Origin of the sequence: Nocardia sp. NBC_00565 (assembly GCF_036345915.1) — a bacterium.
GTDB lineage: Bacteria > Actinomycetota > Actinomycetes > Mycobacteriales > Mycobacteriaceae > Nocardia.
In genome coordinates, this window is sequence record NZ_CP107785.1 from 8,959,238 (window position 1) to 8,981,187 (window position 21,950).

Consider the following 21,950-nt stretch of genomic DNA (forward strand, 5'->3'; position numbering starts at 1 on the left):
TGCTGCTCCTTTGCTGCTCGCCCTCCTGAGCGGCGAATACAACGCAACCGTAGCAATTGTTGGCAAGCAATACAACAGTCCCGTAGCATTTGTCTTCGGATGGATGCCGCGGCCGACGCTGACATGGAGGTGAAACGAACAGTGCCGAAATCGGGTACCGCGCCGGACCGGCCGCGACGGCGATACGCGCCACGCCTGCCTCCCGAGGAACGCCGCGCCCAACTGCTCGATGCCGCCTATGCGGTACTGAGCCGGATGGAGCTGCACGAGCTGAGCATGGAGGCTGTCGCACACGAGGCCGGTGTCGGAAAACCGGTGCTGTACACCGCGTTCAAGACGCGCGCCGAACTCGTTGCCGCACTGCTGGAACGGGAACGCGAGCGCGGCCTCGAACAGGTGGCCGCCACATTGCCGACCGATCTGCTCGGCGCGGATCCGGTCATGGCCGCTTCCGCGACGGTCGAGGCGTTTGTCGGTGTAGCACTGGAGAATCCGACGCGCTGGCGCCTGATCCTCGCCGGACCCGGCAGCGCCCCCGACGAATACCGTGCGGCACTTGCCGATTCGCGCACCGGCGTCTTCGATCAGGCCGAGTCCCTGGTTCGCATGGGCATGGCGCTCGATTCACGGTGGGCGGGAATGGATTCCGGGCTGCTCACCAACTCACTGCTGAGCGTGGCGGAAATGCTCGGCAGGCTCGCGGTCAGCGCGCCCGATGAATACCCCCGCGAACGACTCGATGAGTTCGTCCAATCCATCGTGCGACTGCTCGTCGGCGCGCCCGCCGAATAGGGCGTTCTATCGACGGGGATTCCTGCACCTGTCGACATCGCTGGTTGACAAGAAAGGTTGTCCTCGCCGGGAAGTTCCCCGGAGAGGCGAAACACCTCACCGACTTCAGCTGGTGCGGCTCTCCCGCGCCAATCGCATCGTCTCGGTGAGCAGCTTCGAGACCGCCGCCGCTTCGGTGAGGAAACCGTCGTGTCCGTCGCGGGAGTGCACGATCTCCAGACCTTCGCAGCCGGGGAGGCCGTCGGCCAGCTCCTGCTGTGTTCGCAACGGGTATAGGCGATCCGAATCGACGCCGCCGACCACACAGGGCACGGGGGTAGCAGCCAGTGCGGCGGAAATACCGCCGCGCCCACGGCCGACGTCGTGCCGATTCATCGCCTCGGTGAGCAGCACGTAGGTGGCGGGATCGAAACGGCTACAGAGCTTTTCGGCCTGGTGGTCCAGGTAGCTCTGGACGGCGTAGCGTCCACCGTTGCGCGGATCCTCCGCGCCCTGGGCGCTGTTCTCGAAGCGGTGGTCGAGTTCGCCTTCGGTGCGATAGGTCAGGTGGGCGATGCGGCGGGCGATGCCCATGCCGGTCGTGGGGGCGCGGTCGGTGTCGTGGTAGTCGCCGCCCTGCCAGTCGGGGTCGGCCTTGATGGCGGCGATTTGCGTTGTCTGCGTGCCGATCTGGTCGGCGGTGGCGCGGGCGCCGACGGCGAGCACGAGTGCCGAGCTCACTCGATCGGGCGTATCGACCATCCACTCCAGCACCCGCATACCGCCCATCGAACCGCCGACGATGGCGGCCAGGCGCTCGATGCCGAGCAGATCCATCAGCGCGACTTCCGCGCGCACCTGGTCTCGGATGGAGATCTCCGGAAACCTTGCGCCCCAGGGCTTTCCGTCCGGCGCAAGCGACGAGGGCCCAGTGCTGCCCTGGCAGCCACCGAGCACATTGGTCGCGATGACGCACCACTCGTCGGTATCCACCGGCGCGCCGGGACCGACCATGCCGTCCCACCAGCCGGGCAGCGGGTGGATATCGTCGGGCACTCCGACGACGTGTGAATCGCCGGTCAGCGCGTGTTCGACGAGCACCACATTGTCCAGCGTGGGGGAGAGCTCACCCCAGCGCTGCACGGCCAAGTGGACATCGGGGACGACGGCGCCGTTCTCCAGCCGCACGTCCCCGATGGCGATGATGCCGAGCCGCCCGTCCGGCGGTGGCAGCGCCACCCCGGACGAGGAACCAGCGGTACTCGGTTCAGCGCTCACGGTCACGACTCCGCCTCGCCAGCGCTCAGCTCCGTCGTGATCGAGGGTGCTGTGTCGGTGGTTCGCTCGCTGCGCTCGCTCACGTTGTCGCCGCCGCGAAACCGGCCAGCAGATCGGCCAGAATGTCGTCGATTCCCTCGATGCCCACGGCGAGCCGGACCAGCCCCGGGGTGACGCCGGAGGCCAGTTGCTCATCGGGCGTCAACTGCGAGTGCGTGGTCGAGGCCGGGTGAATCACAAGAGAACGCACATCCCCGATGTTAGCTACATGGCTGTGCAGGGCTAACGCGTCCACGAACTTCTTGCCGGCATCGACGCCGCCGCGCAATTCGAACGCGACGATGGCGCCCGCACCCTTCGGCGCCAGCTGGGCGGCGCGTTCGTGCCACGGCGATGACGGCAGTCCCGCGTAGAACACCGTTTCCACGGCCGGATGTGTGCTCAGGAACTCGGCCACGGCCTGCGCGTTCGACACATGCCGCTCGATCCGCAGGCTCAGCGTCTCGATGCCCTGACTGATCAGGAACGCGTTGAACGGCGATACCGCGGCACCGAGATCGCGCAGCAGCTGCACGCGTGCCTTCAACGCATAGGCGGGCGCGCCGAGATCGGCGAACACCGCGCCGTGATAGCTCGGGTCCGGGGTGGTGAAGCCGGGGAAGCGCGATGCGCCGGCGGCGTCGCGCACGGTCCAATCGAAGGTGCCGCCGTCGACGATCACACCGGCCACCGCCGAACCGTGCCCGCCCAAATATTTGGTCGCCGAGTGCACGACGATGTCGGCGCCGTGGGCCAGCGGCTGGATCAAGTACGGGGTGGCGACGGTGTTGTCCACGATCAACGGCAGCCCGGCCTCGTGCGCGATCGCGGAGATGCCGGGAATGTCGAAGATGGCGCTGCTCGGGTTGGCGATGGTCTCGCCGTAGAACGCCTTGGTGTTCGGCCGGATCGCCGCGCGCCACTGCGCCAGATCGTCCGGATCCTCGACGAAGGAGACCTCGATACCGAGCTTGGGCAGCGAGTAGTGGAACAGGTTGTAGGTGCCGCCGTAGAGGTGCGGGCTGGAGACGATGTGATCGCCGGCGGCGGCGAGATTCAGGATCGCGTAGGTTTCCGCGGCCTGACCGGAGGCCAGTAGCAGTGCGGCCACACCGCCCTCCAGGGCGGCGATGCGCTGCTCGACCACGTCTTGGGTCGGGTTCATGATCCGGGTGTAGATATTGCCCGGTTCGGCCAGTCCGAACAGCGCGGCCGCGTGGTCGGTGTCGCGGAAGGCGTACGAGGTGGTCTGGTAGATCGGGAGTGCGCGTGCGCCGGTGATCTCGTCGGGGGTCTGCCCCGCGTGGATCTGCTTGGTCTCGAAGGACCAGCGCTCGGCCGCGGACGCGATGGGGTCACTCATGTCTTACTCCAAAAGGGTTGTTCGCCAGCAGGTTCAAGGGGATGCGGGTGACGGACAACAACACATGGGGATACCTCCTGAAGTGCGCGCTTGCTCTCGACTTTCGAGAGCCCGGTCATCACCCGGAGCACCCCGCCGCTGCTGGAGGGTTGCCGTCCAGCAAGCCGGGGCTTCGCGCTGGCACTCATGACCTGACCGACATCGTAACCGGCGGGCGGTCGACGGCCGAAATCCGTTGCCTATTTCACGCCGGATCGGCGGCCGGGCGTCCGGCGCATACGCGCATGAACTCGTCGAACGACGTGGTGAACGAATCGCGGGCCGACTGCGCGGCGGCCATGGTGTCCGCGTCGTCGAAGATCGCGTCCGAACACTCCATGCTGAGGTGACCGATCAGCTGCCACGCGCCGATGACCAGCCGCACCGGTAGCGCGTCGGGCTGGGTGCCGAACCGTTCGGCGAGTACGTCGGCGATCGCGGCGTTCTTGTCGTCGGCGAGTTCCATGCTCTGTGCGCTGACCGTCGGGCTGCTGCGCAGTATCCGCTGCATCTGCTGGAAGCGCCGGAACGAGATCGGTCCGTCGACGCTGTTCGCGGCAGCGTCGACGACCTGCAGAAAGGCCAAGCGCAGGGATTCCAACTCGTTGCCGGTGACCGGGAGGGCGCGCAGGCACTCGGCGATCGCGAGGCCGAAATCCTTGACCGGGCCGAGGACGATGTCTTCCTTGCTGTCGAAGTATCGGTTGATCGTGCGCGGTGACACGTCCGCGCCGTGTGCGATCTGCTCGACCGTCGTCGCATCGAATCCCTGTGCGTCGCAAAGGTCCAGCGCCATCTCGATGATGCGCAGCCGGGTCTGCTGCTTCTTGCGCTCGCGCAGGCCGACGCTCACGGGCGCGCTCGGCCCCGGATTCGGGGTGGGGGGCGCGGTGTCGTCGGCCGCGGCGTCTACGCCGATCGGCGTCGATGACTCGAGCATGGCCTCATATTAGCGCAATCGGGACGGTTTGTGTCTTTAACGGTCAAATGTCGGAATGCGACATTTTTCTCTTGACGACAAATGTCTGTCGATGACAGGATGGCTGCACTACTTCGGATGGCGAGGAGATCAAGATGACCGAGACTGCGACAGCGGTTGACGTTTCGAAAAGACAGGGCAGTTCAGCGCGCTGGTTGGCCCTGGGGGTGATCGCGTTGGCCCAGCTCATGGTGGTGCTGGATGCGACCATCGTGACCATCTCGCTGCCGTTCGCACAACGTGATCTCGACATCAGCGATGGCAATCGGCAATGGATGCTCACCGCCTACACGCTGATCTTCGGCGGCCTGCTGCTGCTCGGCGGGCGGCTCGCGGACTACCTCGGCAGGCGCCGGGTCTTCATTGTCGGCCTGGTCGGTTTCGCGGGTGCTTCCGCGGTGGCCGGTCTCGCGCAGAACGGCGCGGAGCTGTTCGCCGGTCGGGCTCTGCAGGGCGCGTTCGCGGCTTTGCTTGCGCCCGCGGCACTTTCGCTGCTATCGGTGACCTTCACCGAGGCCAGGGAGCGCGCGACGGCGTTCGGTATCTTCGCCGGGATCTCCGCCGGTGGCGCCGCGCTCGGTCTCATCGCGGGCGGTGCGCTCACCGAGTACGCCTCGTGGCGCTGGTGCCTGCTGGTGAATACGCCGATCGCATTGCTCGCCCTGCTCGGCGCGCTGGCGTTTGTGGTGAAGGACATACCGGTCCCGCGCACCGGCGGCTACGACGTGCCCGGCGCGGTCACCGTGACGCTCGGCCTGATCGCCATCGTGTACGGATTCAGCCGCGCCGCCGAGGACGGCTGGCTGGCCGGGAGCACCCTCGCACTGCTCGTCGTCGGTGTCGCCTTGCTGATCGCCTTCGTCGCCATCGAGCGACGTTCGTCGAATCCGCTACTGCCGTTGCACATTCCCGGCGAGATCAACCGCGGCGGCGCCTTCCTGGCCGCGCTGCTGATCCCGATCGCGATGTTCGCGATGTTCCTGTTCCTGAGCTACTACTTCCAGATCACCCTCGGCTATTCGTCGCTGAAGGCGGGCTTCGCCTTCCTGCCGTTCCCGGCGGGCATCGCGATCTCCGCCGGTGTCACCAGCGCGCTGCTGCCCAAGCTCGGCCCGCGGCCGCTGATGGTGGCGGGTGCCGTGCTCGGTGTCCTGGGCCTGCTGTGGCTGGCTCAGTTGAGCTACGGCGACAGCTACGCGGCCAGCGTGCTGCCCGCTCAGTTGTTCATCGCGCTCGGTATGGGCCCGCTGTTCGTCGGCATGCAGACTGTTGCGCTGCATCAGGTCGAGGAAGCGGATTCGGGTGTGGCCAGTGCGTTGCTCAACGCGGCACAGCAGGTCGGCGGCGCGGTCGGCACCGCACTGCTGACCACCATCTCGGTGCAGACGGCCAAGTCCTACGCGGAGAGTCACGCGACGATCGACAACCTGATGGCACGTGCCTCGATTCACAGCTACGACGTCGCGTTCTATGTCGGCGCCGGATTCTTCCTCGCCGCGATTCCGGTGATCGCGTTGATGATCCGGGACAAGCCGGAGAACCTGATCGAGGGCTCCGAGGAGGGCGCGCGGATTCCGGTCGCGGTCTGATCGCGAAATAGCCTGTCCGGGTATCGCATCCGCTGCGATACCCGGACATTGCTGTGGTGCGCGCCACTCCCGGCCTACTTGTCGGTAACAATTTCGGGCAGGTTCACATGGGGGGCTGCCCGCGCGGTGCGGTCGTTGGCAGCAGTACGCTTGTCTTGTTTGCACCACATGTCTCGCGGACAACGCGGGGCATATACGTTGTCTGTTGGAACAGCTGGGGTCCGCTCACAAGCGTGTTCGCCTGGCCGTGCAATAAGGGCACCATCCTAGGAGGACACGAAGATCCATGTCCAAGATCAAGGTTGAAGGCACCGTCGTCGAACTCGACGGCGACGAGATGACCCGGATCATCTGGCAGTTCATCAAGGACAAGCTGATCCACCCGTATCTCGATGTGAACCTGGAGTATTACGACCTCGGTATCGAGTATCGGGACAAAACAGACGACCAGGTCACCATTGATGCGGCGAATGCCATCAAAGAGCACGGCGTCGGTGTCAAATGTGCCACCATCACCCCCGACGAGGCCCGGGTCGAGGAATTCGGCCTGAAGAAGATGTGGCGCTCGCCCAACGGCACCATTCGCAACATTCTCGGCGGCACCATTTTCCGCGCGCCGATCATCATCTCGAACGTGCCGCGTCTGGTTCCCGGTTGGACCAAGCCGATCATTATCGGCCGCCACGCGTTCGGTGACCAGTACCGCGCCACCGACTTCAAGGTGTTCCAGAGCGGCACGGTCACGCTCACCTTCACCCCGGACGACGGCAGCGAGCCGATCGTGCACGAGGTCGTGCAGATGCCCGAGGACGGCGGCGTCGTGATGGGCATGTACAACTTCAAGAAGTCCATCGAGGACTTCGCGCGCGCGACGTTCAACTACGGCCTGCAGCAGAACTACCCGGTGTACATGTCGACGAAGAACACCATCCTCAAGGCCTACGACGGCATGTTCAAGGACACCTTCCAGGAAGTCTTCGACGCCGAGTTCAAGACCCAGTTCGACGCCGCGGGCCTCACCTACGAGCACCGCCTCATCGACGATATGGTCGCCTCCTCCATGAAGTGGGAGGGTGGCTACGTCTGGGCCTGCAAGAACTACGACGGCGACGTGCAGTCCGACACCGTGGCCCAGGGCTTCGGCTCGCTCGGCCTGATGACCTCGGTGCTGCTCACCCCGGACGGCAAGACCTGTGAGGCCGAGGCCGCGCACGGCACCGTCACCCGGCACTACCGCCAGCACCAGCAGGGCAAGCCGACCTCGACCAACCCGATCGCGTCGATCTTCGCCTGGACCCGAGGCCTCGAGCATCGCGGCAAGCTGGACAACACCCCCGAGGTGATCGGCTTCGCGCAGACCCTCGAGGACGTCGTCATCAAGACCGTCGAGGGCGGCCAGATGACCAAGGACCTGGCTGCGCTGGTCGGCGGCGATCAGGGCTATCTGAGCACCGAGGAGTTCCTCGGCGCGCTCGATGTCAACCTGGCCCGCGCCCTGCGCTGACTCGGTTGAACTGAATATCCCGGCGCTGGAGCATTCCGGCGCCGGGCGCGACATACGGGCACCCGCACCACACCGGTGGTACGGGTGCCCGCACTGTTTCCGGGAGCTGGTTGCTCGGTGCGTGCCCGAAATGGGCGGTATCGCGATGATCTGGACGATTTCTTCATGCTGACGTGGGCGAACTCACGTCTACCCGGGGAAGCGGATCCGGCTGCTCGGCGGTTACATGAACACGTGACCGGACTCGTTGCCACGCAGACTCCCGCGCGCCCCGAGGCCGAGCGGACGGACTGGCATATTCCGGCGATGCTGGCGCTCGCGCTCGGCGGATTCGGCATCGGCACTACCGAATTCGTCACCATGGGTTTGCTACCGGATATCGCGAGCGCCATGGACGTTTCCGAACCGCAGGCGGGTTACGCGGTCTCGGCCTATGCACTCGGTGTCGTGGTCGGCGCTCCCGTGATTGCCGCGCTCTGTGCGCGGGTGCCGCGCAAGCGCCTGCTCGTGCTGCTGATGGTCGCGTTCACACTGGGTAATGCGGCGACCGTGCTCGCGCCGAGTTTTTCGACGCTGGTGATCGCACGCTTCGTCTCCGGCTTGCCACATGGCGCATACTTCGGCGTCGCATCGCTGGCCGCCGCGACGCTCGCGCCGGTTGGCCAGCGGGCCAAGGCGATTGCCGCGGTTATGCTGGGGTTGAGCGCCGCCAACGTTGTCGGCGTTCCCAGTGCGACCTGGCTGGGTCAGCATCTCGGCTGGCGCAACGCCTACGTGGTGGTCGCATTGATCGGCCTGGCAACCGTGGCCGCGCTACTGCGCTTCGTCCCGGAACTCACCGGCATCAAAACCACCAACCCACTGACCGAACTCGGCGCACTGCGCCGTTCGCAGGTGCTGCTCACCCTGGCGGTCGGCGCCATTGGCTTCGGCGGCATGTTCGCGGTCTACACCTACATCACCACCACGCTGACCGACGTCGCTGGTATGCCACTCGGCCTTGTCCCACTGGTGCTCATGCTCTTCGGTCTCGGCATGGTGGCCGGCAATATCGTCGGCGGCGTACTGGCCGACCGCGGCGTGGACCACGCGATCTATGTCGCGATGATCGCCATGCTCGTCATCCTCGCGGCCTTCATTGCCGCCGCGCACAATCCGTACACCGCGGCCATCGGCGCATTCCTGATCGGTGCTTCCGGTGCGTCGCTGTCCCCGGGCCTGCAGACCCGCCTCATGGACGTGGCCGCCGACGCCCAAACCCTCGCCGCCGCCCTCAACCACGCCGCCCTCAATATCGCCAACGCCGCGGGAGCATGGCTGGGCGGCCTGGTCATCGCCGCCGGCCTCGGCTACACCGCACCCGCCGTCATCGGTGCGGGCCTGGCGGTTCTCGGCGTCCTGCTGTTCACGCTGACCACCTGGGCGGCTCGCCGAACGGCTACGTACTCGGTTGCAAGCTGACGACCGGAATCACTCGGCTGGTCTTGGTCTCGTAGTCGGCGAAGCCGGGCATGACCGCCACCATCGCGGCGTAGAGCCGATCGCGCTCGGGTCCCTCGGTGATCGCGGTGGCGGTGGCCGCGACGGTTTCGGTGCCGATCTCCAGCGAGACCTTCGGGTGGGCCAGCAGATTGTGGTACCAATCCGGGTTTTCGGGCGCGCCGGCCTTGGACGCGATGATCACCAGCCGGTCGCCGTCGCGGATGTAGGCCGCCGGGTTCGTGCGTGGCAGACCGCTTTTCGCGCCGGTCGTGGTGAGCAGCAGTAGGTCCTTGCCTTCGAATGGGCCGCCCACCTTGCCTTTGTTGGCCCGGAACTCCTCGATGATGGTGGTATTCCAGTCGGTCATCTGCGCTCCTCGATCGAAGGATCGGTTTGGAGGTAATCGTCGCGGATGGTGGTGCACTCCGCAGGCCCTTGGCGATTACTTCGACTTATCGTTCGGTGATGCACAGGAGACGATCGACGAGAGTGTCGACGTAATCATCGGTGAGCGGGCCGGTGCCGAAGAGGGTGCGGGTGTACATGGGGGCCAGGATGATGTCGACGACCTGGAGTACATCGGGGGCGTGTTCGCCGCGGGCGGCGGCCCGGTCGAGCATGCGCTGGACCTGCTCGACTCGGTCGGCCAGGAACTGGTCGCGGGTTCGTTCGCCGGCCTCGCCGGTATCGATGAGCGCGAGGATGGAGCGCAATAGCGCAAGTCCGTTGGGGCCGTTCACATCTCGCGCCGCCTGCGTCGCATAGGCGCGCAGGTCGCCGTCGAGGGTGCCGGTATCCGGCATGGCCGAATCGGTGGTGAGTCGGTCGACGGTGACCTCCATGGCCAATGCCTCGAGATTGCCCCAGCGGCGGTAGATGCTGGTGTCCGCCACGCCGGCGCGGGCCGCGACCTCGGCGACGGTGAAGTTCCCGTACCCCCGTTCGGCGACGAGTTCGGTGACCGCCTGATGCACCGCCGCACGCACGCGGGCGCTGCGGCCGCCCGGGCGGCGGGCTCGTTGTTCTTCCATGCACCTACCTTAACGCAGTTTCAACTTGCGTTTGTGTTCGAGTGGGCGTTAGTCTGTCATTAACACCGATATGAACTGCGTTTAGACAACCTTTCAGGAGCATGACATGAACGACATGATCAACCGCATCGACCGGGCCATCGAGATGTCGGCGGCCGTTGTCGCGGGCATTCCGGCCGATCGGATGACCGCGCCGACACCCTGCGTCGACTGGGATGTCCGCGAGGTGCTCAACCATCTGGTGGGCGGGATGAACATCTTCGCCGCTCAACTGCGCGGCGTGGAACCGGGCCGGGAGCACCACGACGACTGGCTCGGCGCCGCGCCGCACGCCGCCTACGCCGCCGCGGCCGTCGTCGACATGGCGGCATGGCATCGCTCCGACGCGCTCGAACGGACGGTGCGCCTCGGCTTCGGCGAGGTCCCGGGTCCGATGGCGGCGGTGATCCATCTGACCGAGGTACTCGTGCACGGCATTGATCTGGCGGTCGCGACCGGCCAGGAGTCGCTGCTCGACCAGCAACTGTGTGCGGAAATGCTCGCGATCATGCGGAACATGGGCATGGACAACTTCCGCGGGCCCGGCATGTTCGGCCCCGAACTCCCGGCGGTCGCCGATGCGCCCGCGCACCGCCAACTGTCCGCCTATCTCGGCCGCTCATTCTGAACGGGCCACCTCGCATAGAACATGCAGATCTGTATGTAAGTGTAGAATTGCCGGATGACCAGGTCAGCAGAGCCCAAGCGGCGCCGCACGCAGGAGCAGCGCAGCAGTGAGATGCGCACCCGGCTGCTCGACGCGACCATTGATTGCCTGGTCGAATACGGATACGCGGGGACCACGACACCGCGGGTCGCCGAGCGTGCCGGTGTCACGCGCGGGGCGCAGGTGCATCATTTCGGATCCAAGACCGACCTGGTCGTCGCGGCCATCAGCCATCTGGCGCAGTTGCGCGCGGAGACCGCGATGCGCGAGATGGGCAAGGTCCAGGCCGTTGACGATCCGGTCGGGGCGGCCCTGGAATTTCTGTGGGAGTTGCATCAGGGACCGCTGTTCATCGCGACCGCGGAACTCTGGGTGGCCGGCCGGACCGATCCGGTGCTGGCCTCGGCGATGGAGAAGGTCGAGCCGTTCGTCAATAACGCGGTGCTGATGTCGGTCGCCCGGTTCGTACCGGATGAGATGCGGCGCAAGGAAGCTCGCGATTTCATCTACACCGCCATGGACGCGCTGCGCGGAATTCTGGTGTCGAACTTCATCGATCCCGATAGTGAACGGGCGCACCGGCGTTGGCGGCGTGCCTCGGTGCATCTGCGAGATATCGCGACCGCCGCGCTGGCGGGACAGGTACCCGCCGTCCAGCCGCAGGCCGAGTAGGCCGGCCGCTCAGGTCGGCGTCTTGCCGGACGGGTTACTTCAGGAGTTCACCGCGAGGAATATCGGTCGTTCCAGGTAGGTCTTGGTGACCCGAAGTTGGTCCAGGGCGGCGAGCCGGAGTGGGCGGCGGTCACGTTGGTCTGACCGATGACCACCAGCTCTGCGGCCGGCCGACCCGGCCGCGATGGATCTCCACATCACGGTGTGGCGTGATGGCCATCACAGCAATCACTTTCGGCTGGGTGCGATCCGGCTGTGGCGATCGCTGGAGATGCCTGCTACCAGCGCATACTGGCTACACATACACGGCTAGCTGTATGTAGCCACGTATGCGCAATTACCTCGCTATTTTCTGAGAGTGGCAGCTTTTCCGGTACCTATCTTGCCATGTTACATACAACTCTGTATGTTTGTTGCCAGTTCGATCCGCTGGATCGGCCACCGTCGTCCGCCACTGGCGTGGACGGCCCTACCTGAGGGAGTTCGATGACGAACAAGGTCTACGTCGTCGGCGTCGGCATGACGAAGTTCGAGAAGCCGGGCCGTCGCAAGAACGAGGACGGCAGCGCCTGGGACTACCCAGATATGGCTCGGGAATCGGGCACCAAGGCGCTCGCCGACGCGGGCATCGATTACCGCGAGGTCGAGCAGGCCTATGTCGGGTACGTCTACGGCGAATCCACTTCCGGCCAGCGCGCGGTCTACGAACTCGGCATGACCGGCATCCCGGTGGTCAACGTCAACAACAACTGTTCCACCGGATCTACCGCGCTTTTCCTTGCGGCGCAGGCGATTCGGGGCGGGTTGGCGGAATGCACGCTGGCGCTCGGTTTCGAGAAGATGCAGCCGGGCTCGCTGGGTTCCACCTGGGACGACCGCGAACAGCCGATGGCCAAGCACGTCATGGCGCTGGCCGAGATCTCCGAGGTGCTGTTCCCGGTGGCGCCGTGGATGTTCGGTGCGGCCGGTCGCGAGCACATGAAGCAATACGGCACCACCGCTGAGCATTTCGCGAAGATCGGCTACAAGAACCACAAGCATTCGGTGAACAATCCGTATTCACAGTTCCAGGACGAGTATTCGCTCGACGACATCCTGGGCTCGCGGATGATCTACGACCCGCTCACCAAGCTGCAGTGCTCGCCGACCTCCGACGGTTCCGGTGCGGTCATCCTGGCCGGCGAGGACTTCGTGAACTCGCACGACCTCGCGGCGCAGGCGGTGGAGATCGTCGGCCAGGCGATGACCACCGATTTCGCCTCCACCTTCGACAACACCGCCAAGAACCTCATCGGCTACGACATGAATGTCCAAGCCGCGCGGAAGGTCTACGAGCAGGCCGGGCTCGGTGCGCAGGACTTCCAGGTCATCGAGCTGCACGACTGCTTCTCCGCCAACGAACTGCTGCTCTATGAGGCCCTCGGGCTCTGCGGCGAGGGCGAGGCCGGAAAGCTCATCGACGATAACCAGACCACCTACGGCGGCAAGTGGGTCGTGAACCCCTCCGGCGGACTGATCTCCAAGGGACATCCCTTGGGCGCAACCGGTTTGGCGCAGTGCTCCGAGCTCACCTGGCAGCTGCGCGGCACTGCCGACAAGCGTCAGGTCGACAACGTCACCGCCGCACTGCAGCACAACATCGGACTCGGTGGCGCTGCCGTCGTTACCGCGTACCAGCGCGCTGATCGCTGAGCTTGCGGCGTCGATCCAACACAGCGCTGACATTCCAACTGCCGCAACAACACTCGACGAGGAGTCGAACCATGGGACATATCGAAGCCACCAAGGACGTCAACGCCACCCCCGAGGCCCTGTGGGCCGTCGTCTCCGACCCGCGGACCTGGGACAAGTGGTTCTCCATCCACGAGCGTTTCATCGAGGAGCCGCCTGCCGTGCTGACCCCCGGCGCGAAGCTGGTCGCGAAGATCGTGATGCTGGGCATGGCGAACAAGTTGGAGTGGTCGGTCGTGGCGGTCGAGCAGCCGAACAAGCTGACCCTCGGCGGCAGCGGACTGGCCGGTGTGAAAACCGAATTCACCTTCGATATCCAGCCCAGGGACGGCGGCGGCTCCACCGTGTCGGTCTCCGGTGACTTCGAGGGCGCGCTGATCAAGGGCGCGCTCGGCAAGGCGGTCGAGAAGGACGGCCTGAAGCAGCTCGACACCTCGCTCGAGCAGCTCGACTCGCTCGCCGTCGCCGCGGCCTGATTTCCGCCACCGAAGGAGAGTGTGATGACAGCGGAGACCACTGCGGCCCGCCTGGTGGAGTTCGACGACGCGGGTCTGGAAATCTGGTGCGACGAAGAGCGTTTCGAGGTCACCAGGGAACGGCTCGCCGAATACGCGGCGGCCACCAACGACCCGATCGCCGCCCATCTGGCGGGCCGGGTCGCGGCGCCGATCTTCGGCATCGTCCCGGTCTTCGAGGCCATGATGATGCCGGTGATCGACGTGGTGCCGATGGATATCTTCGGCCGGGTCGTGCACGGGGAGCAGGACTTCCATTTCCACCGCGCGATCCAGCCGGGGGACGAGCTGGTCTCGCGGGCCAAGGCCGTCGGCTACACCAGTCGCTCCAATGGCACCACCATCACCATCCTCATCGAATGCCGCACTGACGACGGGGATTTGGTCAACGAGCAGTATCTGACCGCCTTCTTCCGCAATATTGATGCTGGCAAGTCGGCGGGTATGGCGGCCCCGGCGCACAAGTTCGACGAGAACCTGCGGGCGCGGGACCCGATCGCGGTGGTGCCCCAGCACGTCGATGACGACCAAACCTTCCGCTACGCACCGGCTTCCGGTGACCCGGTGCCGCTGCACCTGGACGAGCAGGTCGCCAAGGACGCCGGGTTGCCCGGCATCATCGCGCACGGTCTGTGCACCATGGCCTTCGCCTCGTGGGCCGTGCTGACCGAGGTCGCCGGCTCGGATGTCGACCGGCTGAAGCGATTTGCCGTTCGATTCGCCAAGTTGGTCTTCCCCGGTGACGACCTGGAGACCCGGATCTGGAAGGTCGGCTCGGCCGACGGCATCACCACCTACGCCTTCGAAACGGTCCGTGGCGAGGACGTCGTCCTGAGCGACGGCCTCGCGGAGATCGCCGACTAGCCACATTGTCCCGGCGAGAGCCGCGACATTCATTTTCGCCACCGACCGGCCCGGCCGCCGGGGCAGAGGACAGGAGCCGACGCACATGGGTGCACTGGAAGGAAAAGTCGCCGTCATCACCGGCGCGGGCCGTGGTATCGGCCGTGAGCACGCCCTGCTGTTCGCCAGCGAGGGCGCGAGCATCGTCGTCAATGATCTGGGCGGCAGCAACTCCGGCGAGGGCACCGATGTCGGTCCCGCGCAGGAGGTCGCCGATGAGATCGTCGCGGCCGGCGGCAAGGCCGTCGCCAATACCGAGAACGTCGCGACCTGGGACGGTGCGAAGAAGCTTGTCGATCAGGCGGTTTCGGAGTTCGGCGGCCTGGACATCGTGATCAACAACGCGGGCATTCTGCGTGACGCCTTCCTCGCGGGCATGGACGAGGCCCAATGGGACGCGGTCGTCGCCGTGCATCTGAAGGGCCATGCGGCCGTGCTGCATCACGCCGCGGCGTTCTGGAAGGACCAGAGCAAGTCCGGCAACCAGCCCAATGCGGCGGTCGTCAACACCGCGTCGGCCTCGGGTGTCACGGTGCCCAACGCCGGTCAGGGCAACTACGGCGCCGCCAAGGCGGGGATCGCGGCGCTCACCCTGGTCGCGGCCGACGAACTGGCGCGCTATGGCGTCCGGGTCAATGCCATCGCGCCGATCGCGCGCACCCGCCTCACCCTGGCCACCCCCGGCATGGGCGCAATGCTGGCCGCCGAGGCCGAGGCGGCCGAGGAAGAGGGCGGTTTCGATGCCTTCAGTCCGGCCAATATCTCGCCGCTCGTCGCATACTTGGCTTCCGACAAATGTGCGCTCACCGGCAAGGTGTTCGCGGTGCAGGGCGGTGCCATCTCCGAACTCGCCGGTTGGCACGACGTGAAGACGATCGAGACAGAGGGCCCCTGGCTCATCGACAACATCGCCGCCCGGCTCGCCTGAGTTCACCCACCCCGTCGGCTTCGCCGACTGCCGCCCCCGAGTTCACCTACCCCGTCGGCTTCGCCGACTGCCGCCCCCGGAATTAGGAGAACAACGATGTTCCATTGGTCCGAAACCGATGTGATGGTCCGCGACGCCGTGCGGACGTTCATCGACAAGGAAATCCGTCCGCACCTGGACGGGCTGGACGACGGTTCGGTGTCGCCCTACCCGATCATCCGGAAGCTGTTCAGCGAGTTCGGCATCGATGCCATGGGCGGCGAGGCGATCGAGAAGATGCTGGCCGAACAGAAGGCGAAAGCGGCCGCCATCGCGGCGGGAGAGCCGAAGCCGGAGAAGAAGGAAAAGTCCTCCGGCGGGAGCCCGTTCAGCGGCCAGGAGTCGCTGATGGCCGTGCTGATCGCCGAATTGTCCGGCGTCTGTATGGGTTTGGTGACGGCTATGGGCGTGTCCATCGGTCTGGGCGCCACCACCATCATGTCGCGGGGCACCCTGGCCCAGCAGGAGCGCTGGCTCGCCGACATCGTGACCATGAAAAAGATTGCGGCATGGGCGATTACCGAGCCGGACTCGGGTTCCGACGCGTTCGGTGGCATGAAGACCTATGTCAGGCGCGACGGCGAGGACTACATCCTCAACGGTCAGAAGACCTTCATCACCAACGGGCCGTTCGCCGATGTGATGGTGGTCTACGCGAAGCTGGACGAGGGTGACGGCGGTGATAAGCGCGAGCGCAAGGTGCTGACCTTCGTCCTCGACAAAGGCATGGAAGGCCTCACTCAGGGCAAACCGTTCAAGAAGATGGGCCTGCACGCCTCGCCGACCGGCGAATTGTTCTTCGACAACGTGCGACTCGGCAAGGACCGGCTGCTCGGTGAGACCGAGGAGCACAAGGGCGGCGACGGACGTGAAAGCGCCCGTTCGAGCTTCACCGCCGAACGCATCGGCGTCGCGTTCATGGCGTTGGGCATCATCAACGAATGCCACCGGCTCTGCCTGGAATACGCCAAGAGCCGCAAGCTCTGGGGCCAGGAGATCGGCCGCTTCCAGCTGGTGCAGCTCAAGCTGGCCAAGATGGAGATCGCTCGAATCAACGTACAGAACATGGTGTTCAACACCCTGGAGCGCGGCAAGGCGGGTAAGCCGCCGACGCTGGCCGAGGCCTCGGCCATGAAGCTGTACTCCTCGGAGATCGCCACCGAGGTCGCGATGGAAGCGGTGCAGCTGTTCGGCGGCAACGGCTACATGACCGAATACCGGGTGGAACAGCTGGCCCGCGACGCGAAGTCGCTGATGATCTACGCGGGCAGCAACGAGATTCAGGTGACGCACATCGCGAAGGGCCTACTCGCGCAGTGATTACCCGTGCATATTCGGGGCGTCGGACCGTATCGGGTCAGACGGCGCGCAGGTGGGTGCGGCTGGCGTAGATGTGTTCGGCTATCAGGGTCGCTATGCGGTCGGGGGCCTCGAGCATGGGAACGTGGCCGACGCCGTTGACGAGGATGCGGTCGGCGGAGTCGGGGAGTTCCCGCAGGAAGCGTCGGGCGTAGACGCGGTTCGGGATGATGCGGTCGTATTCGGCCATCAGCAGTCGAACCGGGGTGGGGAGGTTGGACAGGTCCTCCAGCGCCGGGGCGCGCGCGCTGCCGAGGATCATCGGGATCATGGCGTCGCAGTGCAGGGCAGCGGTGATTATGGCGGCGACATCGCGGCGGGAGACCGCCGAGACATTCTTGCTCAGCGCCAGCAGCGCGAAGCGTTGGGCGATCGGGTTGTTGATCGCGAATCCGCCGAGGCGTTTGCCGATTTCGACGATCGGCACCAGCGACAGGAACTTCGCGCCGATGCGGAACTGGGTGAGCGACGGCGAATCCCAGCCGCCCGCCGGTGCGATCGCGGTGAGGGTGCGGGCCCGCCCGCGTCGCGCCAATTCGAACCCGACCCAAGCGCCCAGCGAATTACCCGCGATATGGCAGGTGCGCCAACCCAGGTCATCGAGTTGATCCTCGATCCGGTCGGCGAGCGCATGGACATCGGTGGACCAGCCCTCGATCCGGTCACCACCCCAATGCCCCGCGAAGGCCGGGGCAAAGACCTCGCAATGCGAGGCCAGCCGCAACGCAACCTGTTCCCAGCAATGTGGCGAGAGCATGAATCCGTGCAACAGCAGGACCGGATCACCCGATCCCACATGCAGCGCCTTGATCGGCGCGAGACGGGCGGAGGAGTTGGCGGTGCCTGACATCTGTCATCACCCCTTCCTGGACGGCGGTGTCCGGGGGAGTTCGTCTGACCAGCATTGTACGGTCGTCAGGTGCCATACATCATCTCCACGGTCAATGTGAACGGCGTTCGGGCGGCGACGGGGAAGACGGGCAAGGGGATGCTCGAGTGGCTGGCGGCCACCGAGGCCGACGTCATCTGCCTGCAGGAGACGCGGGCAACCGATGAGCAAACGCGCGCCGCGCTCGCGCCCGCGCTGGATGCGGGCTGGTATCTGACGCATGCGGAGCCGGGAGCGAAGGGGCGGGCCGGGGTCGGCATTCTGTCGCGCCGCGAACCGCGCGCGGTGCGCATCGGGATCGGGAGCCGGCAGGACGGTGCCTGGCGGCCGAGCGCCGAATTCGCCGCAAGTGGACGCTACGTCGAGGCCGAATTCGACGAACTGACCGTGGCCAGCGTGTATGTGCACACCGGCGAGGCCGATACGCCGATGCAGGACGAGAAGTACCGGTTCCTGAACGCGATCGGCGCCCATATGAAGGCGCAGACCAGCGATTTCGTGATCTGTGGCGACTGGAATGTCGCGCATACCGAACTCGACATCAAGAACTGGAAGGGCAACCTGAAGAACTCCGGCTTCCTGCCCGACGAGCGGGCCTGGATCGACGATATGCTCACCGCCGGATATGTGGACGTGGTGCGCAGCCTGCATCCGGGTATCCCCGGTCCGTACAGCTGGTGGTCCTACCGCGGTCGCGCCTACGACAACGACGCGGGGTGGCGCATCGACTACCACCTGGCGCGCGGCGAGGTGGCCGCCCGGGCCAAACAGGCCGTGGTCGAGCGGGCCGACACCTACGCGCAGCGCTGGTCCGACCATGCGCCGGTCACGGTGCAGTACCGATGAGGTCCGGGCCGACGATGATTCTCGGCAGTGCCGGGGATCGCGGCGCAGGATCGACGAACCTCGCGCCGAAGACAGTCCATACCCGCGCCGGATATGGTGCGGTCACGTTCGGGAACGCAGTGGAGTACTGATGAACTTGACGTCGAAGCGGGTCCGCTCTTTTGCCGTATTGGGCGTGGCCTTGCTGGCGCTCGTTATCGCGGTGCTCGTGTCGCGCGGGGGCGGGGACAGCAAACCCGTTGCGGCTTCGGTCACTTCGACCGCTCGCAGCACCAGCGCGGCGGTCCCGGCGCGCGGACCGGCCGCGACCACCGCGCCCGCGACGAACCGAGCTCCTGGTGTACCGGATCGCGCCTACGTGACCCTGGTCGAGATCGATGCGGGTCGCTGGCCGGATTCGGCGAACGCGCCGGGCACCAAAGGCGGCGACACCTGGATGAACCGCGCGGGGACCCTGGCCGCCAAGGATTCGGCGGGCAAACCCATCACCTACCAGGAATGGGATGTGAATCCGAAGCAGCGCAACCGTTCTCGTGACGCCGAACGCATCGTCACCGGCAGCGACGGTTCCGCCTGGTACACCGGTGACCACTACGAAACCTTCACGAGGATGCGCTGATGACCCGGTCGATTCCGTTATCGCAGTTCCTTGCTCGCCCTGAACCACGCCGGTCCGCCGCCCCGGCGTCCGGAGCTGCCGCGCGCGCACTGGGCGCTCTCCCGGTCGACGCCCCGACACTCAGTGGTGTGCGCTACGACGCCCCGTCCGGCTACGCCGTTCGCGAGTTGCGCGGCACCAAGATGCGCACGACCGCAGGGGTATTCGACGAATTCGCCGCCGCCTTCCAATTCCCGTACTACTTCGGCGAGAACAAGGACGCGTTCGACGAATGTCTGCGCGACCTCGATGATTTCGTCGGCCCCGCCACCGGATACGTTGCCGTGATCCGCGATTCGGCCGATCTGCTCGCCGATGAGCCCGCCGCGCGCGACTGGTTCACCGACACCATCGGCGAAGCCGCCGAATACTGGTCCAAGAAGGGCATCCCCTTCCGCGTCGTCCTGCAGGGGGAACCTGATGACAACGCGGTCCCCCTGAGCCCCTGAGCCGCCTCGAATACGCTGTCGCTCAGGTGAGGCGGCGGGCCAGATCCTCGCCGAGCAGCACGAATACATCCGTGGTGTGCTCGATCAGCTCGTCGCGGGTGAGTGGCAGATCGCCCTGGAGCCAGGCGGTCAGGGTTTGGACCAGTCCGCCGACGAGGTAGGTGGCACGGAAGTCGATGGTGGGCTCCGGATCCGGATCGGTGACGCCGTAGAAGTCGATGCCCTCGGCGGCGACCAGCCGGGCGAACACCCGCACCGTCTGATTCGTGCGAGCCCGCAGTTCCGGCGTCGCCATGCCCGCGACCAGTGCGACGTGCGCCTTGCGCGGATCGTCGGTGAGCAGATGAATGCCGGCGGAGATCGCGGCATGTGCTTTGGATCGGGTATCCGCCGGGGCGGTGTGCAGCGCTGCGACGATTGTTCCGGCCAACTCCTCGGCGATCCCGTCGACGAGCGCGCCGAGCACCGCGTCCCGGCTGTCGAAGCTCTCGTAGTAATACCGCTCGTTGAGTCCGGCCTGCGCGCACAGCCCGGAGACGGTGAGCTTGGCAATGCCCTGGGTGCCGATGATCTCCAGCGCGGCGTCCAGTAGCGCCGCGCGCCGCTGCGCCCGGCGCTCATCCGCGGAGACGCCGCCATACGTCCGCTGCGCCGGCCCACCCGTCATCCGACCATCACCCCCGCGGAATCGGTCCGTGATGCTGGCCGACTCGTCGCCCGACCACCGCTCCCCGTGGACTCGCTACGTGATGCTGGCCGACTCGTTGCCCGACCACCGCTCCCCGTGGAGTCGCTACGTGATGCTGGCCGACTCGTTGCCCGACCACCGCTCCCCGTGGAGTCGCTACGTGATGCTGGCCGACTCGTTGCCCGACCACCGCTCCCCGTGGAGTCGCTACGTGATGCTGGCCGACTCGTCGCCCGACCACCGCTCCCCGTGGAGTCGCTACGTGATGCTGGCCGACTCGTCGCCCGACCACCGCTCCCCGTGGACTCGCTACGCGATGCTGTCACATTGCGATTCTGGCACGGGTGCGGTTGCGGCCGAACGGATCGCGGTCCGATGCGGTCGTTGGACGCGCCCGGATCCAGCCCGGACAATATCTGGCAGACACTATTGCCAGATCACTAATTCTGGGGGATTCTATTGCCAGATGCTGTAGATCCCGGCGTGCGCCGGGATGGCGGGCAGTCCGGATCACCGCTGCCCGTTGACCCGACGGCACGCGCTCAACGAGGAGGCAGCGATGTCCGAGCCCGGCTACTTCGCCGACAATTCGATGGCCCGACGGGTCATGAGCAAGCGTGCGGTGGGTCTCACCTACGGTCAGCGCGCCCTGGTCATCGGCGCCGTGCACCCGCTGCTCTATGTCGGAACAGCCGAGAACACCGAGCATCGGATGACCCCGTACACCCGACTCGCGTTGACCGGCAAGCTCTTCGAGGCCGTCTTCCTCGGCACCAAGGACGAGGCGGATCGGGCGCTGGCCTTCACCGCCAAGAAGCATGCGAAGGTGGCCGGTGCACTGCCCGAGGACGCGGGTGCACACCACCCGGCGGGCACCGGCTACTCCGCGTTCGACCCGCATTTGATGTACATGACCATGGCGTTCGCCTTCGACTCCGCCGAGGTGATGCACGATCTGCTGGTTCGCCCGCTGACCGACGGCGAGCGCGAGGGCCTGTACCAGGACTACGTCCGCTGGGCCGAGCTGTTCGGCATGCCGCGTGCGGCCGCGCCCGGCAGCTACCGGCTGTTCCGCACATCCTTCGACGCCTACCTCGCCTCGGATGAGCTGTTCCTCACCGATGAGGCCCGGCTGGTCGGCTCGTATCTCGCCGGGCAGCGCGTGCCCTATCCGCAGCGCAGACCGCTGCGGCAGGTCGCCTCCGCATTCTTCCTGCTGGTGCAGGGCAGTCTGCCGCCGCGGATCCGCGCGATGTACGAGATGCGCTGGGGACTGCCCGAGCAGCTCGCGTACCGTGCGCTGGCACGGGGCGTGCGCACCGCGCATATCGCGCCGCCGCTGGTACCGCCGGTGCTGCGCGGCACGCTGGCCGGGCCGAGTGCGCCGGTGTACCGGCTCGTGTCCAAGCGCGAACACGAACTTCTCGGCACCGGTCGCCCGAGCATGCCCGGCGTCGACCCGCGCAACTGGGCGGCGCGTAATTCAGCTTGA

At 66.0% G+C, this 21,950-nt stretch carries 22 protein-coding genes and 1 riboswitch; of the genes, 15 read left to right on the forward strand and 7 right to left on the reverse strand.

Features of this window, described 5'->3' with window-relative positions; translation table 11 throughout:
* Positions 1–123: 123 nt before the first annotated feature.
* Positions 124–792, forward strand: coding sequence for a TetR/AcrR family transcriptional regulator (locus OG874_RS40950; protein ID WP_330257629.1), 669 nt, complete (start codon positions 124–126; stop codon positions 790–792).
* A 105-nt stretch (positions 793–897) separates the two neighbouring features.
* On the opposite strand, the gene metX is transcribed toward OG874_RS40950, so the two are convergent.
* The 3 genes from metX to OG874_RS40965 form a co-directional block, all read right to left on the reverse strand.
* On the reverse strand, positions 898–2,010 hold the full coding sequence (gene metX / locus OG874_RS40955) for a homoserine O-acetyltransferase MetX (RefSeq protein WP_330257630.1): 1,113 nt from the start codon (positions 2,008–2,010) through the stop codon (positions 898–900).
* 118 nt (positions 2,011–2,128) lie between these two features.
* Complete coding sequence (locus OG874_RS40960; protein ID WP_330252387.1) at positions 2,129–3,451, reverse strand: bifunctional o-acetylhomoserine/o-acetylserine sulfhydrylase; 1,323 nt, start codon at positions 3,449–3,451, stop codon at positions 2,129–2,131.
* Positions 3,452–3,532: 81 nt separating this feature from the next.
* A riboswitch (SAM riboswitch) is annotated at positions 3,533–3,643 on the reverse strand.
* 52 nt (positions 3,644–3,695) lie between these two features.
* Positions 3,696–4,430 carry a TetR family transcriptional regulator gene (locus OG874_RS40965; protein WP_330252388.1) on the reverse strand — a complete coding sequence of 245 codons (735 nt, stop codon included), beginning with the start codon at positions 4,428–4,430 and terminating at the stop codon, positions 3,696–3,698.
* Positions 4,431–4,564: 134 nt separating this feature from the next.
* Here OG874_RS40965 and OG874_RS40970 point away from each other — a divergent pair, with 134 nt between their 5' ends.
* From OG874_RS40970 to OG874_RS40980, 3 genes are all read left to right on the forward strand, one after another.
* Entirely contained in the window at positions 4,565–6,058 is a 1,494-nt protein-coding gene (locus tag OG874_RS40970; protein ID WP_330252389.1) for an MFS transporter, read from the forward strand.
* Positions 6,059–6,344: 286 nt separating this feature from the next.
* Positions 6,345–7,562, forward strand: a complete 1,218-nt coding sequence (locus OG874_RS40975; RefSeq protein WP_330252390.1) for an NADP-dependent isocitrate dehydrogenase — start codon at positions 6,345–6,347, stop codon at positions 7,560–7,562.
* A 234-nt stretch (positions 7,563–7,796) separates the two neighbouring features.
* Positions 7,797–9,023: an MFS transporter gene (locus tag OG874_RS40980; RefSeq protein ID WP_330252391.1), complete on the forward strand. Its 1,227-nt coding sequence runs from the start codon at positions 7,797–7,799 to the stop codon at positions 9,021–9,023.
* Here the strand turns inward: OG874_RS40980 and OG874_RS40985 are convergent.
* A complete protein-coding gene (locus OG874_RS40985) occupies positions 9,001–9,411 on the reverse strand; it encodes a nitroreductase family deazaflavin-dependent oxidoreductase (protein ID WP_330252392.1) in 411 nt (136 codons plus the stop codon). The genes OG874_RS40980 and OG874_RS40985 overlap by 23 nt on opposite strands.
* A gap of 85 nt (positions 9,412–9,496) precedes the next feature.
* Positions 9,497–10,075 carry a TetR/AcrR family transcriptional regulator gene (locus tag OG874_RS40990; RefSeq protein WP_330252393.1) on the reverse strand — a complete coding sequence of 193 codons (579 nt, stop codon included), beginning with the start codon at positions 10,073–10,075 and terminating at the stop codon, positions 9,497–9,499.
* A 106-nt stretch (positions 10,076–10,181) separates the two neighbouring features.
* Between OG874_RS40990 and OG874_RS40995 the strand changes: the two genes are divergently transcribed.
* From OG874_RS40995 to OG874_RS41025, 7 genes are all read left to right on the forward strand, one after another.
* Positions 10,182–10,742, forward strand: a complete 561-nt coding sequence (locus OG874_RS40995; protein ID WP_330252394.1) for a TIGR03086 family metal-binding protein — start codon at positions 10,182–10,184, stop codon at positions 10,740–10,742.
* Between the two features lie 54 nt (positions 10,743–10,796).
* On the forward strand, positions 10,797–11,453 hold the full coding sequence (locus OG874_RS41000; RefSeq protein ID WP_330252395.1) for a TetR/AcrR family transcriptional regulator: 657 nt from the start codon (positions 10,797–10,799) through the stop codon (positions 11,451–11,453).
* A 486-nt stretch (positions 11,454–11,939) separates the two neighbouring features.
* Positions 11,940–13,145, forward strand: a complete 1,206-nt coding sequence (locus tag OG874_RS41005; RefSeq protein WP_330252396.1) for a lipid-transfer protein — start codon at positions 11,940–11,942, stop codon at positions 13,143–13,145.
* A 71-nt stretch (positions 13,146–13,216) separates the two neighbouring features.
* Positions 13,217–13,660, forward strand: a complete 444-nt coding sequence (locus OG874_RS41010) for a type II toxin-antitoxin system Rv0910 family toxin (RefSeq protein WP_330252397.1) — start codon at positions 13,217–13,219, stop codon at positions 13,658–13,660.
* A gap of 24 nt (positions 13,661–13,684) precedes the next feature.
* Entirely contained in the window at positions 13,685–14,563 is an 879-nt protein-coding gene (locus OG874_RS41015; protein ID WP_330252398.1) for a MaoC/PaaZ C-terminal domain-containing protein, read from the forward strand.
* Between the two features lie 85 nt (positions 14,564–14,648).
* Complete coding sequence (locus OG874_RS41020) at positions 14,649–15,530, forward strand: SDR family oxidoreductase (protein ID WP_330252399.1); 882 nt, start codon at positions 14,649–14,651, stop codon at positions 15,528–15,530.
* 96 nt (positions 15,531–15,626) lie between these two features.
* The gene (locus OG874_RS41025) at positions 15,627–16,889 is read left to right on the forward strand and encodes an acyl-CoA dehydrogenase family protein (protein WP_330252400.1); all 1,263 of its coding nucleotides are present in this window, start codon (positions 15,627–15,629) and stop codon (positions 16,887–16,889) included.
* 37 nt (positions 16,890–16,926) lie between these two features.
* Here the strand turns inward: OG874_RS41025 and OG874_RS41030 are convergent, their stop codons facing one another.
* Entirely contained in the window at positions 16,927–17,778 is an 852-nt protein-coding gene (locus tag OG874_RS41030; protein WP_330252401.1) for an alpha/beta fold hydrolase, read from the reverse strand.
* Positions 17,779–17,847: 69 nt separating this feature from the next.
* Here OG874_RS41030 and OG874_RS41035 point away from each other — a divergent pair, with 69 nt between their 5' ends.
* The 3 genes from OG874_RS41035 (at position 17,848) to OG874_RS41045 (ending at position 19,770) form a co-directional block, all read left to right on the forward strand.
* A complete protein-coding gene (locus OG874_RS41035) occupies positions 17,848–18,663 on the forward strand; it encodes an exodeoxyribonuclease III (RefSeq protein WP_330252402.1) in 816 nt (271 codons plus the stop codon).
* Between the two features lie 130 nt (positions 18,664–18,793).
* Positions 18,794–19,282 carry a ribonuclease domain-containing protein gene (locus OG874_RS41040; protein ID WP_330252403.1) on the forward strand — a complete coding sequence of 163 codons (489 nt, stop codon included), beginning with the start codon at positions 18,794–18,796 and terminating at the stop codon, positions 19,280–19,282.
* Complete coding sequence (locus OG874_RS41045; RefSeq protein ID WP_330252404.1) at positions 19,282–19,770, forward strand: barstar family protein; 489 nt, start codon at positions 19,282–19,284, stop codon at positions 19,768–19,770. Before OG874_RS41040 ends, OG874_RS41045 begins: the two co-directional genes overlap by 1 nt.
* Before the next feature lie 22 nt (positions 19,771–19,792).
* Here the strand turns inward: OG874_RS41045 and OG874_RS41050 are convergent, their stop codons facing one another.
* Positions 19,793–20,437: a TetR/AcrR family transcriptional regulator gene (locus OG874_RS41050; protein ID WP_330252405.1), complete on the reverse strand. Its 645-nt coding sequence runs from the start codon at positions 20,435–20,437 to the stop codon at positions 19,793–19,795.
* A gap of 580 nt (positions 20,438–21,017) precedes the next feature.
* Here OG874_RS41050 and OG874_RS41055 point away from each other — a divergent pair.
* Positions 21,018–21,950 (forward strand): oxygenase MpaB family protein, encoded by a 933-nt coding sequence (locus tag OG874_RS41055; protein ID WP_330252406.1) that lies wholly within the window; start codon positions 21,018–21,020, stop codon positions 21,948–21,950.

Bases quoted from the DNA above. Each gene is read 5' to 3' on its own strand.
- OG874_RS41015 (WP_330252398.1), top strand. From the start codon at position 13,685: ATGACAGCGGAGACCACTGCGGCCCGCCTGGTGGAGTTCGACGACGCG.
- OG874_RS41045 (WP_330252404.1), top strand. From the start codon at position 19,282: ATGACCCGGTCGATTCCGTTATCGCAGTTCCTTGCTCGCCCTGAACCA.
- OG874_RS40970 (WP_330252389.1), top strand. From the start codon at position 4,565: ATGACCGAGACTGCGACAGCGGTTGACGTTTCGAAAAGACAGGGCAGT.
- OG874_RS41025 (WP_330252400.1), top strand. From the start codon at position 15,627: ATGTTCCATTGGTCCGAAACCGATGTGATGGTCCGCGACGCCGTGCGG.
- OG874_RS41055 (WP_330252406.1), top strand. From the start codon at position 21,018: ATGTCCGAGCCCGGCTACTTCGCCGACAATTCGATGGCCCGACGGGTC.
- OG874_RS41005 (WP_330252396.1), top strand. From the start codon at position 11,940: ATGACGAACAAGGTCTACGTCGTCGGCGTCGGCATGACGAAGTTCGAG.
- OG874_RS40965 (WP_330252388.1), bottom strand. From the start codon at position 4,430: ATGCTCGAGTCATCGACGCCGATCGGCGTAGACGCCGCGGCCGACGAC.
- OG874_RS40975 (WP_330252390.1), top strand. From the start codon at position 6,345: ATGTCCAAGATCAAGGTTGAAGGCACCGTCGTCGAACTCGACGGCGAC.
- OG874_RS41010 (WP_330252397.1), top strand. From the start codon at position 13,217: ATGGGACATATCGAAGCCACCAAGGACGTCAACGCCACCCCCGAGGCC.
- OG874_RS41000 (WP_330252395.1), top strand. From the start codon at position 10,797: ATGACCAGGTCAGCAGAGCCCAAGCGGCGCCGCACGCAGGAGCAGCGC.
- OG874_RS40960 (WP_330252387.1), bottom strand. From the start codon at position 3,451: ATGAGTGACCCCATCGCGTCCGCGGCCGAGCGCTGGTCCTTCGAGACC.
- OG874_RS40950 (WP_330257629.1), top strand. From the start codon at position 124: ATGGAGGTGAAACGAACAGTGCCGAAATCGGGTACCGCGCCGGACCGG.
- OG874_RS41030 (WP_330252401.1), bottom strand. From the start codon at position 17,778: ATGTCAGGCACCGCCAACTCCTCCGCCCGTCTCGCGCCGATCAAGGCG.
- OG874_RS41050 (WP_330252405.1), bottom strand. From the start codon at position 20,437: ATGACGGGTGGGCCGGCGCAGCGGACGTATGGCGGCGTCTCCGCGGAT.
- OG874_RS40995 (WP_330252394.1), top strand. From the start codon at position 10,182: ATGAACGACATGATCAACCGCATCGACCGGGCCATCGAGATGTCGGCG.
- OG874_RS40985 (WP_330252392.1), bottom strand. From the start codon at position 9,411: ATGACCGACTGGAATACCACCATCATCGAGGAGTTCCGGGCCAACAAA.
- OG874_RS41020 (WP_330252399.1), top strand. From the start codon at position 14,649: ATGGGTGCACTGGAAGGAAAAGTCGCCGTCATCACCGGCGCGGGCCGT.
- OG874_RS41040 (WP_330252403.1), top strand. From the start codon at position 18,794: ATGAACTTGACGTCGAAGCGGGTCCGCTCTTTTGCCGTATTGGGCGTG.
- OG874_RS40990 (WP_330252393.1), bottom strand. From the start codon at position 10,075: ATGGAAGAACAACGAGCCCGCCGCCCGGGCGGCCGCAGCGCCCGCGTG.